The following is a 17,217-nucleotide window of genomic DNA, read 5'->3' on the forward strand; positions in this document are numbered from 1 at the left end:
ACAAGAACACGATCAAAGTTATGGTTTATGATAAAGTTCAATCAAAAATTTTATGTATCGCTTGGAACGGTAAAGTGACGACATCAAAAGCGACTGCGAATGGGAAAAGCACCAATTTATCTGCTGTTTTACTTCCTGCTTTTGAGTAATCTGTTACCTGTTCAGTTGTATAAATACTGACTTGATAGGGTTTGCTTAATGCTTTTAGGGATGCAATGTTTGAAGCAGGTGGATAAATACGACCTGACAAGGCAATATTAAAGCAGAAACGTTGTGCTTTTAATCGTTGGTCACTTGAGGTTGTACATTCTTCCGCACCATTTTCAATGAAAAACTCACGGTCTTGCTTGGTCACATCTTCAGAAAGTTTGATATAGCGCAACGGAAGCGTTCCTGCAAACTCACCATCATTCTTTGCTGAATAAAAGGTAAGTTCTCTATCAATTTGGATCAGTTTTGGGTCAAGCCCTGTAATGACTTTGGCAAATCGTGTACCACCTTGAGTTAATACATAATTATTTTTTTGCCCAGCAATGACGATACTGTCAGCAGGGAGATCTGAAAGACCAGAAGCGGGTTTACCAAAGGCGACTACATTGTCCGAAGTTAAAACATGTTTGACACTGTGCGTCCGAACTCCATTATCTTTTTTTAGAAGGGTAGAGGTCGCACAACCTGTCATTACAAATGCAGAAAATAGGCAAATTGACAATGTAAACTTATTATTGAATTTATTCATGCTTTACTCTTTTCTAACGATGCTTCTGTTTATAGCATTTAAGAAAATCAGTGTTAAGATTTTAAGCTACCAAAAAATAAGCTAAAAATTATTTTTTTAATGATTTTACTGTATTTGAGACAAATAGATTGGCAAAAAGTATCTTGACGCATGATTGCTTTAAAGAATTTCAGATGATTTTTGCATAATTGTACGATTTATTATTGTTTCTTTAGAATAATCGAATAAATCAGATAATTTTGATTGTATTTTTAGTCCAAGATTCTTAGAATTGCCTGCTTGTTTGCGTGATCATTGGAACTGAACTTTGAGTAATTTTCTAACCGAACACCTGATACATCTTGATGATGATTTTATGGTGATTGATAAGCCAGCAGGCATACTCACTGTTCCTGGAAAAACAGCAGATTTACAAGATTGTGTGATCAATAGATTATTAGAAATCGAAGCCAAGACTTTACTCATTCATCGTTTAGATCGTGATACTTCTGGTATTTTAGTTTTTGGGTTAAGCAAATGGGGACAGAAAACCATTTCGCGGCAGTTTCAAGAGCGCCAAACCGCTAAAATTTATCAAGCCGTTGTTGCAGGAACCTTAGCAGGTGAGGGTACTGTAGATGTTCCTGTGGTGTATGATCCCGAACATCCTCCTTTACATATTGTAGATCCAGCACATAACAAGCCAGCTTTAACACACTGGAAAGCAATCGAGCATTTTCATATTCAAGAACAGGCTGTAACTCGGGTGCAATTAACACCGATTACAGGACGGTCACATCAGTTACGTGTACATATGCAATATTTAGGTCATCCCATTATTGGTGATACTTTATATGCAACCGTAGAACAGCAGCAGCTTACGCCAAGATTATGTCTACATGCACAACAACTCAGTTTTCATCATCCTAAAACAGAGGAGCTTGTACAATTTGATTGTCCAGTTCCGTTTTAGTCAAAATTTTTAAGTTGAAATTAAGTCGCTCAAAATTTAATGAGCTTTATGTCAAAAAGTATTGCGTAATGGGTGTAAACTTTGTTCAAATATTCTCCTGATTTGAGCAACCATGTTTCAGCCCTAACATGAGATAAAGGTGGAAAAATTGCAACAATTTGCTATAGGTCAACGTTGGTTATCGGACACAGAAACTGAGTTAGGTTTAGGTGTATTGATTGATGTCGATGAACGTTCAATCAGTATTCTTTTTCCGAAAAGTGACGAAACTCGTGTCTATGCACGTAATAATGCACCTCTATCTCGTATTGTTTTCAATGTTAATGATGAAGTTCAAGATCAAGAAGGGATTAAATGGATTGTCGAATCCTTTGATGACCGCAATGGTGTGATTCGTTATAACGTGATTCGTACCTTGGACAATGGTGAGCAAGAGAAAAAGGCATTGAATGAAACGCGTATTGGTGCGCAAATTCAACTATCAAAACCTTTAGAGCGCTTACTCGCAAGCCAAATTGATTATAAGGAATGGTATGACTTGCGTATTGAGGCAATGCAGATGCAAGCCAATATGCAAACCTCTCCTTTACGTGGCTTGGTTGGCGCACGAGTTGGATTGATTCCTCACCAACTCTATATTGCACATGAAGTGGGTAAACGCTTTGCCCCACGTGTGTTATTGGCTGATGAAGTTGGTCTAGGAAAAACTATTGAAGCGGGATTGATCATTCATCAACAGCTTAAAACAGGTCGTTCTGAACGTATTTTGATTTTGGTGCCAGATTCACTGCAATATCAGTGGATGATTGAGATGCGTCGCCGTTTCAATTTAAATTTCTCACTGTTTGATTTGACTCGTACAGCTTCGATCAAAGAACACGATCCTGAACTCAATCCATTCTTGACTGAACAATGTATTATTGCTTCTGTAGACTTGATGATCGACCATGATGACTTGCGTGAACAAGCGATTGAAGCAGGTTTTGATTTGCTGGTTGTCGATGAAGCTCATCACTTGATGTGGAGTGAGGAAGAGGGTGGCAACGATCGTTACGATTTGGTTGAAGAGCTTGCTGAAAAGACAGAAGGTGTATTGCTTCTTACTGCAACACCTGAGCAGTTAGGTGTAGAAAGCCATTTTGCGCGTTTACGTTTACTTGATCCACAACGTTTTAGTTCACTTGATCGCTTCTTGGATGAAGAAGAGCAATATCATCATACTGCGAAAATCGCTGAAGTATTGATGTCTGATTTGCCTCTTGAAGCTGAACATTTGGCAGCAGTTGAAAAACTATTGGGGCATCCAATTGAAGATCAACCTGAACACCGTTTCCGTGCCATTCATGAACTTTTAGATCGTCATGGTACAGGTCGTATTTTATTCCGTAATACACGAGAAGCGATTCAAGGTTTTCCTGGACGTGATTGCCAGCCAGCAGCTTTGCCTGCACCAGAGAACTGGTCTAAAGATGGTAAATTACGTGAGCAAATGTGGCCGGAAGAAGGACAGCTTGATGGCGCGTGGATGGAAACTGATCCACGTGTGACATGGCTCATGGAGCGTTTGCGTTCAGATTTAAAGCATAAAAAAGTGTTGTTGATTGCACGTAGTGGTCCAGTCGTTGAAGCGCTTGAAAATGCGTTACGTATCCATGCAGGGATTCGTACAGCAATGTTCCATGAAGGTATGACCTTGTTGGAACGTGACCAAGCTGCGGCTTACTTTGCTGAAGATTCCTATGGTGCACAGATTTTACTGTGTTCTGAAATTGGTTCGGAAGGACGTAATTTCCAGTTTGCTTCGGATCTGGTACTTTTCGACTTGCCTGCAAATCCTGATGTATTAGAGCAGCGTATTGGACGTTTGGATCGTATTGGACAAGAAAATCGTATTCAGATTCATGTGCCTTATCTGATTGGTACTGCACAAGAGCGTATGTTCCGTTGGTATAATGAAGCACTCAACATTTTCAGTAATATTTCGCCAACAGCGCAAACGCTGCAAGAAAACTTTATTGTTGATTTAAAAGAATGTTTATTGGCAGATAAAGGACAGGCTTTCGAAGACTTGCTTGAAGCGGTCAATGTACAGCGTCAAGCGCTTGAAGCAGAGTTGCAAGATGGTCGTGACCGTCTGTTAGAGTACAATTCATGCCGTCCGATCGTGGCGCAGGAGATTGTCACTGCATTAGAAGACTATGATGACAACACTTTATTGCCGATGTTCATGAAGCGTTTTATGGCATCGACCAATATTGATTTCGATGAGCAAAGTAACGGTACTGTCATCATCAAACCGACAGACCAGATGCAAGTGCAAGGTTTGGATATTGATGAAGAAGGCATGACTGCGACATTCTATCGTGATCAGGCACAGATTCGTGAAGATGCACAATATTTAACACTGGAGCATCCTTTCACTGAAAGTGTGATGGAAATCATTCGTACTCAATCTTTTGGCAGTACCAATGTTGCAATTCTTAAAACCAATGCGCTTAAACAAGGGACGATCTTGTTAGAGGTTTGGTTTAAAGTAGATGTGATTGCACCAAAAGCTTTGAATCTTCCATCAAGTTTACCGACGCAATTGATTCGTGTTCTATTGACTGAAACAGGTCAGGACATTACCGCGAAGCTTGATCCAGAAATCATTAAGCCGTATTTGCATCATTTAGATAGTAATAGCTGTCGCCAAGTGGTTAAAGCTCGTCGTGAAGTGATTGAGCAGCGTTATGCTCAAGCGCTTGATATTGCAAAAGGTGCATTACCACAACTTAAAGAACAAGCGAAAGAGATTTACGGTAGTAAATGGCAATATGAAATTGATCGCTTGAGCTATTTAAAACAATTTAATCCAAGTATTCGTACTGATGAAATTCAACGTTTACAGAAATTTCAGAAAGAAGGTTTAGCTTTATTGGATGGCTTGTCCGTAACACCAGAAGCCATTCAAGTATTGGTCGTGGTTAAACCTTAATTCGATTTCTAATTGTTGTATTAAAAAAGCTCCTTCGGGAGCTTTTTTGTATCTATTCATGGAGATTTATAGGATCAATGCATTGATGAATTGTTTGCTGGTGAATAAGTTTTAAGTAAATACATTCTGTTTTTGTTTTGAGTGATACCATTAAAGAAAACTTGCATAATATAGTGAGTCTATTAAAAAATCATACAGTAAATATAATTTTTAGACCGATAAAATCAATATATTGCTTGATGATATAAAGTTTGCAATGCCACGCTTTACATCTAAAGTTTAAATTGATTCGCGTAGGCGATACTTTACTTTTCAGAGATGAAAAGTAACAAAAATCTTTCGTCAGTCAAAGGGGATATCCATATCGCCCTTGACCGACGGCGACATCCATGTCGCCAACCGCGATAGCGACGATAAGTAAAATTGGCTGATAGAAAAAGCAAAGCTTATTTCATTTATATTAAGTGAATCATATTGATTGGTATGATTGTGACTAAAAAATTAAAACACAATGTGCTAGCTTAATTGTAGCACCTGATATTTTATCAGTGAGATATCATGTTTGAGTAGGGGGCTATGATTGAGCCAGTATCAACCGTAAATAATTAGCGAATTTATATATACATCTCAATTCATTTTATGCTATTAAAATAAAGTGCTTTCCGTTTCAAGGATTGAATATGGATTGAAGTTTGTTTGTACATTGTCACTTTTTCATCCAATATTTTTTTCACATATTCATCAATCAGATTTAAAGCTGAAAGCCTCTACCAGAGATAAAAACTTACAATAAATGGAAGAAACGATATGGAAAACAAGGATTTTGTTGAGTTTCATGATACCCATGTGCATTATTTACTTCACTGGGAAAAACATTTACCGCAAAAACAGGCATTTGTTCAGCCGCTTGCCAATGGGGAGGTGGTGTCTTATACATGGTCTGAAGTTGCATCACAAGTTCGACGAATGGCTGCTTACCTGCAATCCTTGGGATTACCTGAACAAAGTGCGATTGCGATTTATGGAAAAAATAGCGCAAATTGGATCATGGCAGATTTAGCGATTTGGATGGCTGGCTATGTTTCTGTACCACTTTATCCGACATTAAATGCTGAAGGTGCGACCTATGTACTTAATCACAGCGAAGCAAAATTATTGTTTATTGGAAAGCTTGACGGCAAAGCAGACAGTTGGAATGAAGTCAAACCCGTCATTCCACAAGATTTGCCATGTATCACGCTAAATTTATCACCTGAATATGATGCACCCTCATGGAATGAGATTGTTCAGACGACTGAACCGCTGCAAGACCCTGCTTTACCAGATAAAAATACATTGGCAACCATCGTCTATACCTCGGGAAGTACCGGTGCACCCAAGGGGGTAATGCAAAGCTTTGGAACGATTTTGGCAGGTGCACGGGAACTTAAAACCATCTATCAAGTCAATGAGAATGACCGAGCATTATCTTATTTACCACTGGCTCATGTGGCTGAACGTATTTTTATTGAAACCTCGTTGATGGTGTGTGGATTCACTGTTTATTTTGCAAATTCGCTAGAAACGTTTATAGAAGATTTAAATCGTGCTAAACCTACCTTATTCTTTTCAGTTCCACGGCTTTGGACAAAATTTTATTTAGGAATTAATGAAAAAATTCCTCTACATGTCCAAAAAGTTTTGTTCAAAATTCCGCTTGTAGGCAATTTACTCAAAAAGAAATTATTAACTAAATTGGGATTAAATCATGTGCGTTATGCTTTTACAGCAGCAGCACCTTTACCGATTGATATCTTAATGTGGTACAGGAATTTAGGCTTGGAATTGCTCGAAGTCTATGGAATGACTGAAAACTGTGGCTATTCGCATGTCACACGAGTAGGACAGTTTGCCATGGGCTATGTTGGGCATGTGCAACCGAAGGTAGAATGTAAAATCGATGAAAATGGCGAAATTTTAGTAAAAAGCCCAGGAACCATGTTGGGGTATTATAAAAATCCAGAAAAGACAGCAGAAGATATCACTGCAGATGGATTTTTACGTACTGGTGATCTAGGTGAAATTGATCAACAAGGGCGTTTAAAAATCACAGGGCGGATTAAAGACATTTTTAAAACCTCTAAAGGAAAATATGTCATGCCTGTTCCGACAGAACAGAAATTGGGGAACAATGCTTTAATTGAGTCTGTATGTGTGGGTGGTTCGAGCCAACCACAGCCTGTTGCTTTTATCATGTTGGCAGAGGATATACGGCTTCATTTAAAGCAGAATGGACAAAAAGATGATATTGAAAATACACTAAAAACTTTAAGGACGACAATCAACGAAGAGCTTGAGCCACATGAAAAGCTGAGTTTCTTTGTGATTGTCAATGAGCCATGGACTATGGAAAATGATTTGCTCACACCGACAATGAAGATTAAACGTAATAAGATTGAAAGCCGTTATGCACCATTTCTGGATAATTGGGCGCAACAAAAGCAAGAGATTGTTTGGGAATAATTGCTTGAAAACGACCAAATCAAACCTGTAAAAAAGACGCTTTAAAGCGTCTTTTGAATGAATGAGGTTTTACTTTGCATTCTACTTAAATCATTTCAGCTTGTTTAAGCTCAAGTTTGAGATAAGCATAGAAAACAGGTGCAATAATTAAGCCTGCAAGTCCGAAAAGAGATTCAAAAACCAGCATTGCCAATAATACTTCCCACGATGCTGCATGGATTTTGGTTCCAATAATTTTTGCATTGATAAAATATTCAAGTTTATGAATAAAGATCAAATAGAGCAGTGCAATACCGGCTGTGGATACTGAAATGGTCAAGCCTGCAATCACAATAATCGTATTGGAGAGTAAGTTCCCAACGATTGGAATAAGCCCAAAAATAAATGTCAGAATCACTAATGTATTGGCAAAGGGCAACTGTACACCAAAAGCAGGGAGCAGTAGGTGTGAGAACAGCAAAAATAAGAAAGTATTAATCAATGAGATTTTAAATTGAGCAAAAACTACATTCTTAAAAGAGCTGGAAAGATTTTCAATCCGAGTGATCATGGCTCGTTTAAATGCAGGTTGGTCAGGTTGCGGATGTAGGCGATTTAATGAAACCAGTATTCCGACAATCATCCCGATGAGCATCGTGGCTAAGTTATGTAAAAAACCAGTTCCAGTATTTTTTAAAGTTGATAAATTATCTTTAATTAGATCAAAGGTTTGGTCTTTTAATTCAGTTAAAGAATAGGGAATAAAACTTGGGAAATACTGGGCAACTTCAAGTTGCAGTTTTTGTAGTGTTTGATCTACTTGATCGCTAATGGCATGGATTCCAGCACCTTGCAAATCATGTTGCACAAAACTGATAAGACCAGTGATGCTCAATACAATCAGAGAAATAATAATGATCGCGAGTACAATACTGATGGTCAGTCGTGCTCGTTGACCATCAATATATTTTTCCGTGACCGTGCCTAGACTGTTAATGATTTCAAAAACAACAAATCCTGCAAAAAAAGATGCGAGTAAATGTAGTGGAATGAGTAAAGACAAAAAGATCAGCATAAGCAAATAACTTGCAATAATGCTTTGACGATCATTTAACATTTTCATGTGAATTTGGCTCAATTATACAATTGATGTATGGGTCATAAAAACCGCAACTAAATTTAAACCGCTCTAGCTTTGGACGACAACAACTATTTTTATATATGAATCTTAATTCTATGTGAAATATTTTGCATCAATATTGAATGAAATATATTCTTTCACTATTGCTAAGTTAACCTGAGTTCGATAAAAATCCTTGATGAAATATGATACTCAGAAACGTCATCCGCAACTGTTCGAGGCAGGACTACTTTTATAAGATATTGTTTCTGCGACTGATTATATGTATTGCTGGTGGTTGACGAGTTTTGCGGTGAGCAGCGATACCGCTGCGCAAGATGGTTGCCCTTGCGGAGCTTCGCTCCTCATGCCAAAACAAAAGATACAAGTATGGCGAGCCGCAGGCTGATCCAAAAAATGGATGAAAACTCAGTAAGACTCCGCATAAATTTATTGTTTTTCAATAAGTTAAAGGTGTGCTTGCGTCGAACTCACGTTAAGTTATTAAAGTTATTCCGGCATAAAGATTTAAATGGCTTGAGTTCTCAATGGAAGCTCTAGATGGAAATTTAAAAGTGAGTTGGCATTGAAATGCTAATCTGGATGAAAATGGATGACATCTTGCATATCATATAAACCAGATGGTTGAGTCATGCTCCACACTGCTGCGCGAACAGCGCCCGTAGCAAAATTCATACGATTGGTTGCAATATGTTTGATTTCAACTTGCTCACCATGACCAAAAAAAATCGTGCTGTGTTCACCCACGATATCTCCTCCCCGAATTGCTTGTAATCCAATACTTTGTGGATCTCGTTCAGCTTGATTGCCCAAGCGCTGATAAACAGCGAAATCAGAGAGAGATGTCTGCCTTACTTCGGAAATTGCATCAGCGTACATCAAGGCTGTCCCTGATGGGGCATCTATTTTATGGCGGTGGTGGGCTTCAATTATCTCAGTTTCAAAATCACGCCCGAGTAATTGTGCTGCTACACGTACCAAGTCGACTGATAAATTGACGCCTATGGAATAATTACCTGAATGTACAACAGTGATTGTTTGAGCTGCTTCTACAATACGCTGATTCAATGCTTTAGATAGACCTGTAATACCAATAATGATTGGTTTGTTTGCTTGTTGACAGGTTTCAAGGTGATGAGACAAAGCTTCAGCTGTGGTGAAATCAATCACCACATCACAATTTTGAATAACTGCTGCTAAGTCTTCATAAATGATGACATCTAAGGAGTCTCGATTGAAATATGTACCGAGTTCTTGACCAATAGATGGACTTCCGGCTCTGCCTGTCGCAACCGTAATGTGTAATCCAGCTTGAATAGATGCTTGAACAAGCATTTGTCCCATTCTACCTGTCACACCAAGTATACCTACGCGGATATTCTGTTGATTTTTGCTCATTATTGGATGCTTATAATGGTATGAGGTCGTTGAAGTAAAGGGATTATTTAATTTGTGCTTCATCCAGATGACGAGAGCCTTCAAGTAACATCCGAATCATAATCATGGTTTGCTCCGCAACTTCCTTGCGTTCAGCGGCTGGCAAATCAATCACATTCGCACCCATATTAAAGACCAACTGTGTAATGGCTTTAGCCACTAAATCAGGATGAGTCAGTTTACTGTGATTAATTCGCTCAATTCGAATCAAGTCTTCCTGTAATTCTTGTTGAAAGTAATTTAACTGTTTTTCAACAGCCAATTTATATTGTTTTGATCCAGTATAGCCTTCACGCAGTAATAAGCTTAGATTACCTTCATCGGCATCTAATTGTTCAATAAAAACTTCTACAGAACTACGAATAATACTGCTTTGTCTTACGGCCTTGATGCGTGCTTCATGCAAAATTTGACGCAATACCACACCTGAACGATCAATTAATTCAATCGCCAATTCATCGATGTCTTTAAAGTGTCGATAAAAGCTATTCGGCGCAATCCCGGCTTCACGAGCAACTTCTCTTAAGCTCAGTGAAGAAATACTTTTTTGTGGACCAATTAAATTTAATGCTGCTTGGAATAATTCTTCTTTGGTAATGGTTGCTTTGCGTCCAACGGTACGTACAGAAACTTTTTCAAGCTCATGAATTTGATCTTGAACAGAAGAGGCGTTCTGAGGTAATGCTGACGTTGGATTCATAAATTATCAAATCTTTAAAATATTTTTCATTATAGCGGTTGCGATTACATAAGTGAAATGTCTAGATACAATACGGTTATATATACAAATATATATACATGTGTATAATAATTAAAATTCACTCAGATGGTGAGCTCAACATGCACGCTATTGAAAAGCAAAAATCTCCTGTAACGTCTATATTTGATATGGTATTGGGGAATGATACTGCCAATTTTTGGCTACAAAAAATTAATCCTTTGTGGTCTGTTCAACAAGCATTAGGGGAAATTGTTGAAAAGAAACAATCAGCTGCAGACACTGTAAGTCTAAAAATTAAAACGAATCGTCATTTTAAAATGGGGCAGGCAGGTCAACATCATCCAGTCGTGGTTGAAGTCAACGGTCGACGCTATGAGCGTACATATAGTCTGACACAACTGGATCAACAACATGTCTTGCTTACTGTAAAAAAAGTTGAAAAAGGTGTTGTTAGTCAATGGTTGATTGATCATATCCAAATCGGTGACATCATTGAGTTTGGTCAACCTTATGGCGATATGCTGCTTCCTGAAACGGTACATCCACTGATTTTATTGGCAGCGGGCAGTGGCATCACACCGATGTACAGTTTGATTCAGGCTTTATTATCGAAACATCAAATGGATCAACAGCCTGTACATCTACTGTATTGGGTTAAAAAGCAAAGTGATGTGGTGTTTCAGCAATATTTTGAACAATTGTCACAGCAATATCCGCAATTTAAATTCGATGTATTTTATACACAAGAAGCACCAGCGGATACACGTTTGAATACAGAGTATCTCTACCTGATTAAAAACTTAGAACTGAGTACAGTCTATGCCTGTGGACCATCAGGTTTTGTCGCAACAGCAGAACAGTTGTTTGAAAATGCCAAACAATTTAGAAGTGAGGCATTTAGTTTAAGCCCTGTAAAATCAGATGATACAGGCTTTGTAAATGTTACTTTAACCAAATCCAATAAAGTGATAGCAATTCCAAAAGGGCAGGCAATTTTAGTCGGTCTAGAACAGCAAAATGTTAAACCAGAACATGGCTGTCGAATGGGAATCTGCAATAAATGTGCATGCAATAAAGTACAGGGCGCAACGCAAAACTTGGTAAATGGTCAAGAGAATGCGGAACCAAATAATTTACTGAGAATCTGTGTAAATACAGCTCAGACTGATTTAGTGATTGATATTTAAGCGAGTTTTACCATGAATATGCCAGTTAAAATTCAATATTTTAAAAATACCAAAAATCGTGAACTGAGTCAGACTGAGTTGGATGAACTTGCACGAGAGTTGGATGCGATTAAGCAAGAAGTCCTGGATGATATTGGCGAGAAAGATGCCAAATACATTAAAAAAGTATATGCCGCTATTCGCTATAGCAGTATTTTAGGACGTGCCTGTTTGTTTGCAGGTTGGTTTCCACCCGCGTGGTTATTAGGGACAGGTTTACTCAGCTTTGCAAAGATCATGGAAAATATGGAACTTGGTCATAATGTCATGCATGGGCAATATGATTGGATGAATGATCCACGTTTTAAAGGAACAACTTACGAATGGGATATTGTGGGGACGTCTGACAATTGGCGTCAAACCCATAACTATAAACATCATACCTATACCAATATTAAAGGCATGGATGATGACATTGGTTATGGCTTGCTACGCCTGTTTCCAGAACAACGTTGGAAGCCGGGTTTTCTGCTTCAGCCTTTATACGCAATTCCTTTCTGCTTATTGTTTCAGTGGGGGGTTGCGATCCAAAACCTTGAAATCGGAAGATTAATCTATAAGCGAAAAACATGGGTGCAATTTAAAGAAGAATGGAAACCAACACAGAAAAAAATCGGTAAGCAGTTTTTTAAAGATTACCTATTTTTTCCTTTGATTGCTGGTCCAGCTGCTTTGCCAGTATTTACTGGTAATTTAGTGGCAAATGGTATTCGTAATATTTGGACATTTAGTATCATTTTTTGTGGTCACTTTACCAAAGATGTTGAAGTTTTTCCTAAAACTGTTTTACAGGATGAAAGCCGTGGTCATTGGTATATGCGTCAGATTCGGGGTTCTTCAAATCTCACAGGGTCTGAAGCATTCCATATTTTAACAGGGCATTTGAGCCATCAGATTGAGCATCATTTATTTCCAGAAGTACCTGCGCGCCGTTATCGTAAAATGGCACCTAAAGTGGAAGCTGTATGTAAAAAATATGGTTTGAACTACAACAATGCCAGTTTGTTTAAGCAGTATGGTCAGGTACTCGGACGTATTGTGAAATATGCTTTTCCATTTAAAAAATAATGAATGCTTTAATATGAAAGCCACTTTTGAGTGGCTTTTTTATTGTCATTGTTTGATTTTTTTGAGTAAACTCTAGTCAAAGGTTATTTCCGCGAATAATGAAAATGATTCAAAAACAATTAGAAGATATACAAAGCTGGTTAGAACAGCATGCGCCACAAATTGCCAAGCAGTCATTGAATCCTGCGGCAAACAGTGTCGAGATTGAAGGCTTTGAACATCAGATTTCAAGAACATTGCCAGAAGATTTTAAAGCACTCTACCGTTGGCATAATGGTATGAATGAAGAAGAGAACCTTGGAAGTTTGTTTTATGGTATGGCGTTTTTATCTCTTGCCACAATTGAAAATAGACGACTAGAGCTTGCAGATCTTGTGGATGAGCTTTTTGTGTTAGAACATGCCGATCCGCAAATTAACCCAAGTAATGCTTATCATCGAGATTGGATTCAGTTTGCACATGACGGTGGAAGAACTGGTTTATATTTGGACTTAGCACCGACAGCTTTAGGTGTCAGTGGGCAGGTCATTTTTATTGATCATGATTATAACGTGGGGATTTTGGTTGCCAATTCGATTGATGACTTACTCCAACAGTTTTGTCAGGATTTACAAGCTGACTTATATCAGTTGAATGAAGAGGCATTAGAAGATGAAAATGAATTTCTAGAAACTGATCCAACGATTGATATCATTAATTGGCATATGAGTGAACGATGGGCACGCCCTGATTTTGAGTAAGTTTTAATTGTGTTGTAAGCACTGTGTGAGAGGTGAATGATTAAATTTCCTAAACTTCAAGATTTCCAGTATGTCTCTGAATTCCAGCATTGGTTTGCCAGCATTGAAAATCAATGGGTTGATGTATTGATTCCAAATGAATATGCCGAGATATTTCCTGAGCAACAGTTTGACTTTTTAAAACTTGCTGAACCTTTGGTTACAGATTTGGTGCAATTTGGAGAACAGTATATTCAGCAATTTTCTGCCTTGGATTTAAGCAATGGTGAATTAAACTCAATCCGATATCATGCATTTAATCATATCTCTTGTATTGAACTTTGTTATATCTTTGAACAAGATCCAAATTTTTTATGGAGTGTCGCCTTTGAACAAAACCCTCAAAGGGGGGATAGGCTTGATGTCGAGTGTTCAAGTTTAGATTATGGCTATAACGCTATTATTTTACATCGGGAACCGATCTAAACGCAGATCTGAAGGGTTGATTTGGATTAGAAAAATAAATCATATCCCATACGTCCAATTAGAAAGATCAAAAGAATCAGAAAGAAAATTCGAATAAAACCACTCCCATATTTAAAGGCGAGGGCGGTTCCTGCGAGAGAGCCGAGTACATTACATACGGCTAAAATAATTCCTGCCATCCATAAAATATGCCCTGCGGGAATAAAGAAAAACATTGCGGAAATATTGGTGGCAACATTGACCAATTTTGCAGAAGCTGAGGCATTTAGAAAATCAAAAGCAAATACTTTAACAAACAAAAACAGCAAGAAGCTACCTGTACCTGGTCCAAAAATTCCATCATAAAAACCAATCAATGCACCAAAAAATAGACCAAGTGCAATTTCTTTTTTTCCAGTTTGTAAAACTGTGTGTATCTTACCTAAATCTTTTTTGGCAAAAGTGTAGATTGCAATCAAGATAAGCAAAAAGAATACGATATAGCGCATCAATTCTTTTGGAATTAAGGAAACAGACATCGCACCGAAGAATGAAAATATAAATGCTGCCAACATGGTCGGCAAGATAAGTTTCCAATTGATAGTCACTTTCTTAAAGTAAGCAAATGCAGATGACACTGTACCTGCCATAGCAATAATTTTATTGGTTCCAAAAACAGTGGCTAAACTTCGAGTCGGAAAAGCATGCATTAACGCAGGTAGGAGTACTAATCCACCACCACCCACGGCAGCATCAATTAAACCCGCGCAAAACGCAAAGAACCCCAAACTCAGCAGTATTGTTTCGTATTCCATTACAGAAGTTCTAACTTATTTTAAGAAAACAATCATAAAAGATATTCGAATAAAAGTAATTAAAAAAGCACAAATCTCATGTTTTGAGATTTGTGCTTAAATTAAAAACAATTTGAAATTCTAAACTGATTTGCCAACCTGATTAGAAATTAACTGAAGTTTGCAAATAGAAAGTGCGTGGTTGCCCTACATACTTTCCACCTGTTGAATCAGAGGAACGAGTAAAATATTCTTTATCAAATACATTTTTAATACCAGCTGCGATTTTTAAACCATAAAAATCTTCACCAAAATCATAGCCTGTACGCACAGCAAAAGTCGAATATCCAGGTATGTCCCCGATACGACCATCTGCACTTTCTACAGTTTGATAAATATTACCTGAGCCAGGTGCATGTTGTTTAGATTGAGCAAACATATCAGCATTGACCGACCATTTGTCAAATGTATAGCTCAGACCTAAATTCCCCACATGGCGTGAATAGTAAGGGAGATCTTTGCCCTCAAATTTTCCAGCCTCTGAGACAGCTTTGGTATAGGTATAATTACTATAGACTTTCAGACCTTCAAGCATGTCATAGAGATGCCCAAAATCGTAATTTAAGCCCAACTCTATACCTTTATGACTGGTTGCACCTAGATTGGTCCAGATCCCTGTACCAATATTATCAGGACGTTCTAATATCAGTTCTTTGTCAAAGTCCAAGTAGAATACAGTGAGTTCTGCGTTTAAACCATTGCCAAGGTATTTGGTACCAATTTCATAGTTATTAGATTTTTCAGGGTGTAATCCATCTAGTGTCGTAACGGCTTGTCCTGCATCAACTTTTGCTAACTGATTATATTGTTGGGGACCAAAGGAAACAGCAGCATTGGCAAAGATATTCCATTGATCATTGAAATTGTATTGCAATGCTAAGCTTGGTAGAAATTCATCCGATTTAATTTTTGGATGTACTGTATTGATGAATTTTCCACTTTGATAAGCGCTATAATCATTATGTGTTTTAATCGATTCAAAACGTACACCCGGGGTAATGGTAAACGCGCCTAATCCAAAACGGTTATCTATATAGAGCGCATGAGCTTTGGTTCCACCTTCGCTGATTGTATTGGCTAAACGTTCGCCTGGTATGCCTGTTGTCGTGTTATATGGTGTTGTACGGCCTGAAAATTCAGAACTGTCTTCTTGTAAATAACGATAGCCTACAGTCACTTCATTGTTCATATTACCCAAGCTATAGGCACGTGAATAACGTGGCTCAATTCCAAAGTATTTATAATCACGTGGAGAGTTGCTAATTCGACTATTTGCAGTACCTTCAATGGCAGACTCTAGATCACTGGTACGGAAAGAATCGACATAGTAGCCTAAGATTTCAAAATTATTCAGTTTGTCTTTATGGCTATATTTCACAGAAACATCAGAACGTCGACCTGCAAAATAATTTCGAAATTGATTGGATTGGTAAGGATTTTTTGCATAGTCAGCGGTGGTTAAACCCTCAGGCATTTCACCGCGACCTTCATAATGATGCAGATTGACCGCCAAAGCATCTTGGTCATTAAACTGATATGAAGATTTCAACATCACATCATCAATATCAATGTCATTATTGGCTTCACGATAACCATTCCCTTTGGTTCCAGAATAGAGTAAGGCAAGCCCTAAACCATTCTCCATTGTTCCGCCAACAAATAGGTTTGGACTGTACTTCAGTTGGTCTGTCCCTGTAGCAAACTCAGTTGTTAAGCCAACTGAACCTGATAATTTCTCAGGAATTGCACGCGTATTGAAGTTGATGATGCCTCCGACATTTTGAGGTCCGAAGCGAACTGTACCTGCACCACGAACGACATCAATAGATTCAATATTACCCATTGACACAGGTGCCATAGATAATTGTGGTTGTCCATAAGGTGCAAAGGATAATGGAACACCATCCATCAAAACTGTAGAGCGTGGCGAGAGACGAGAGGTGAGACCGCGTACACCTAAATTGAGTGATACATCACTTCCACCAGTACCATTACTGTCTTGAACTTGCACACCAGGAACTTGCTTGAGTGCATCACGAATGGAGGTCACCGCAGATTCATCCATTTTTTTACGATCAACAATGCTACGTGCACCAGCATGTTTATGCACTTTTTCAGCATTGGCCTCTTCAAGCCAATTTCCTTCAGCTTGGACGGTAATTGTTTTAAGTGCTTTAGGCGTATCTTCTTGGATATCCTCTGCATAAGATGCTACGGATATAAAACTGAATGAAACTGCAATCGCAAGACTCAGAGGGCTTGGTTTGAACGCTGAGTGACAGCGTGTGTTGTGAATCGAAATATTCATATGCGCTTAAAAATTTGGAATTGTGCGTATCTTAATCTGTTCAATGTTATTTTTAAATCATGATGATTATCATTTAAAACTATGGTTTGGTTAAAATAAGTGGAATTTGTAATAAACAATCAAATTGTT

At 38.1% G+C, this 17,217-nt stretch carries 13 protein-coding genes; 7 read left to right on the top strand and 6 right to left on the bottom strand.

From position 1 onward, the window contains the following. Nucleotides 1–37 precede the first annotated feature (37 nt). Nucleotides 38–739 carry a YidX family protein gene (locus I9192_RS08155; RefSeq protein ID WP_005029934.1) on the bottom strand — a complete coding sequence of 234 codons (702 nt, stop codon included), beginning with the start codon at nt 737–739 and terminating at the stop codon, nt 38–40. A 307-nt stretch (nt 740–1,046) separates the two neighbouring features. Here I9192_RS08155 and I9192_RS08160 point away from each other — a divergent pair, with 307 nt between their 5' ends. The 3 genes from I9192_RS08160 to I9192_RS08170 all read left to right on the top strand — a co-directional run bounded on the left by I9192_RS08160 (nt 1,047) and on the right by I9192_RS08170 (nt 7,170). Then, entirely contained in the window at nt 1,047–1,691 is a 645-nt protein-coding gene (locus I9192_RS08160; protein WP_010590944.1) for an RluA family pseudouridine synthase, read from the top strand. Between the two features lie 139 nt (nt 1,692–1,830). Beyond that, nucleotides 1,831–4,668, top strand: a complete 2,838-nt coding sequence (rapA, locus tag I9192_RS08165; protein ID WP_005029931.1) for an RNA polymerase-associated protein RapA — start codon at nt 1,831–1,833, stop codon at nt 4,666–4,668. An 807-nt stretch (nt 4,669–5,475) separates the two neighbouring features. Then, nucleotides 5,476–7,170, top strand: coding sequence for an AMP-binding protein (locus I9192_RS08170; RefSeq protein WP_005029930.1), 1,695 nt, complete (start codon nt 5,476–5,478; stop codon nt 7,168–7,170). An 85-nt stretch (nt 7,171–7,255) separates the two neighbouring features. On the opposite strand, the gene I9192_RS08175 is transcribed toward I9192_RS08170, so the two are convergent. The 3 genes from I9192_RS08175 to fabR form a co-directional block, all read right to left on the bottom strand. Next, complete coding sequence (locus I9192_RS08175) at nt 7,256–8,272, bottom strand: AI-2E family transporter (RefSeq protein WP_004831423.1); 1,017 nt, start codon at nt 8,270–8,272, stop codon at nt 7,256–7,258. 591 nt (nt 8,273–8,863) lie between these two features. Then, on the bottom strand, nt 8,864–9,688 hold the full coding sequence (gene dapB, locus I9192_RS08180; protein ID WP_005029929.1) for a 4-hydroxy-tetrahydrodipicolinate reductase: 825 nt from the start codon (nt 9,686–9,688) through the stop codon (nt 8,864–8,866). A 43-nt stretch (nt 9,689–9,731) separates the two neighbouring features. Beyond that, nucleotides 9,732–10,427, bottom strand: coding sequence for an HTH-type transcriptional repressor FabR (gene fabR / locus I9192_RS08185; RefSeq protein ID WP_005029927.1), 696 nt, complete (start codon nt 10,425–10,427; stop codon nt 9,732–9,734). Between the two features lie 140 nt (nt 10,428–10,567). Here fabR and I9192_RS08190 point away from each other — a divergent pair, with 140 nt between their 5' ends. The 4 genes from I9192_RS08190 to I9192_RS08205 all read left to right on the top strand — a co-directional run bounded on the left by I9192_RS08190 (nt 10,568) and on the right by I9192_RS08205 (nt 13,947). After that, a complete protein-coding gene (locus I9192_RS08190) occupies nt 10,568–11,635 on the top strand; it encodes a ferredoxin reductase (protein ID WP_005029926.1) in 1,068 nt (355 codons plus the stop codon). A 12-nt stretch (nt 11,636–11,647) separates the two neighbouring features. After that, nucleotides 11,648–12,742: a fatty acid desaturase family protein gene (locus tag I9192_RS08195; RefSeq protein ID WP_005029925.1), complete on the top strand. Its 1,095-nt coding sequence runs from the start codon at nt 11,648–11,650 to the stop codon at nt 12,740–12,742. 98 nt (nt 12,743–12,840) lie between these two features. Continuing rightward, the gene (locus I9192_RS08200; protein WP_005029924.1) at nt 12,841–13,482 is read left to right on the top strand and encodes an SMI1/KNR4 family protein; all 642 of its coding nucleotides are present in this window, start codon (nt 12,841–12,843) and stop codon (nt 13,480–13,482) included. Between the two features lie 36 nt (nt 13,483–13,518). Further along, complete coding sequence (locus I9192_RS08205) at nt 13,519–13,947, top strand: hypothetical protein (protein ID WP_005029923.1); 429 nt, start codon at nt 13,519–13,521, stop codon at nt 13,945–13,947. 26 nt (nt 13,948–13,973) lie between these two features. Here the strand turns inward: I9192_RS08205 and I9192_RS08210 are convergent, their stop codons facing one another. Continuing rightward, nucleotides 13,974–14,741: a sulfite exporter TauE/SafE family protein gene (locus I9192_RS08210; RefSeq protein ID WP_005029922.1), complete on the bottom strand. Its 768-nt coding sequence runs from the start codon at nt 14,739–14,741 to the stop codon at nt 13,974–13,976. Nucleotides 14,742–14,883: 142 nt separating this feature from the next. Next, nucleotides 14,884–17,088, bottom strand: a complete 2,205-nt coding sequence (locus tag I9192_RS08215) for a TonB-dependent receptor family protein (protein ID WP_005029921.1) — start codon at nt 17,086–17,088, stop codon at nt 14,884–14,886. Nucleotides 17,089–17,217 lie beyond the last annotated feature (129 nt).

It is taken from the genome of Acinetobacter bereziniae (assembly GCF_016576965.1).
In the GTDB taxonomy this organism is placed as follows: domain Bacteria; phylum Pseudomonadota; class Gammaproteobacteria; order Pseudomonadales; family Moraxellaceae; genus Acinetobacter; species Acinetobacter bereziniae.

What these genes read in the sequence shown, in the direction of transcription:
- I9192_RS08190 (WP_005029926.1), top strand. Translation starts at nt 10,568, where the DNA reads ATGCACGCTATTGAAAAGCAAAAATCTCCTGTAACGTCTATATTTGAT.
- dapB (WP_005029929.1), bottom strand. Translation starts at nt 9,688, where the DNA reads ATGAGCAAAAATCAACAGAATATCCGCGTAGGTATACTTGGTGTGACA.
- I9192_RS08195 (WP_005029925.1), top strand. Translation starts at nt 11,648, where the DNA reads ATGAATATGCCAGTTAAAATTCAATATTTTAAAAATACCAAAAATCGT.
- I9192_RS08200 (WP_005029924.1), top strand. Translation starts at nt 12,841, where the DNA reads ATGAAAATGATTCAAAAACAATTAGAAGATATACAAAGCTGGTTAGAA.
- I9192_RS08155 (WP_005029934.1), bottom strand. Translation starts at nt 739, where the DNA reads ATGAATAAATTCAATAATAAGTTTACATTGTCAATTTGCCTATTTTCT.
- I9192_RS08170 (WP_005029930.1), top strand. Translation starts at nt 5,476, where the DNA reads ATGGAAAACAAGGATTTTGTTGAGTTTCATGATACCCATGTGCATTAT.
- I9192_RS08205 (WP_005029923.1), top strand. Translation starts at nt 13,519, where the DNA reads ATGATTAAATTTCCTAAACTTCAAGATTTCCAGTATGTCTCTGAATTC.
- fabR (WP_005029927.1), bottom strand. Translation starts at nt 10,427, where the DNA reads ATGAATCCAACGTCAGCATTACCTCAGAACGCCTCTTCTGTTCAAGAT.
- I9192_RS08215 (WP_005029921.1), bottom strand. Translation starts at nt 17,088, where the DNA reads ATGAATATTTCGATTCACAACACACGCTGTCACTCAGCGTTCAAACCA.
- I9192_RS08210 (WP_005029922.1), bottom strand. Translation starts at nt 14,741, where the DNA reads ATGGAATACGAAACAATACTGCTGAGTTTGGGGTTCTTTGCGTTTTGC.
- I9192_RS08175 (WP_004831423.1), bottom strand. Translation starts at nt 8,272, where the DNA reads ATGAAAATGTTAAATGATCGTCAAAGCATTATTGCAAGTTATTTGCTT.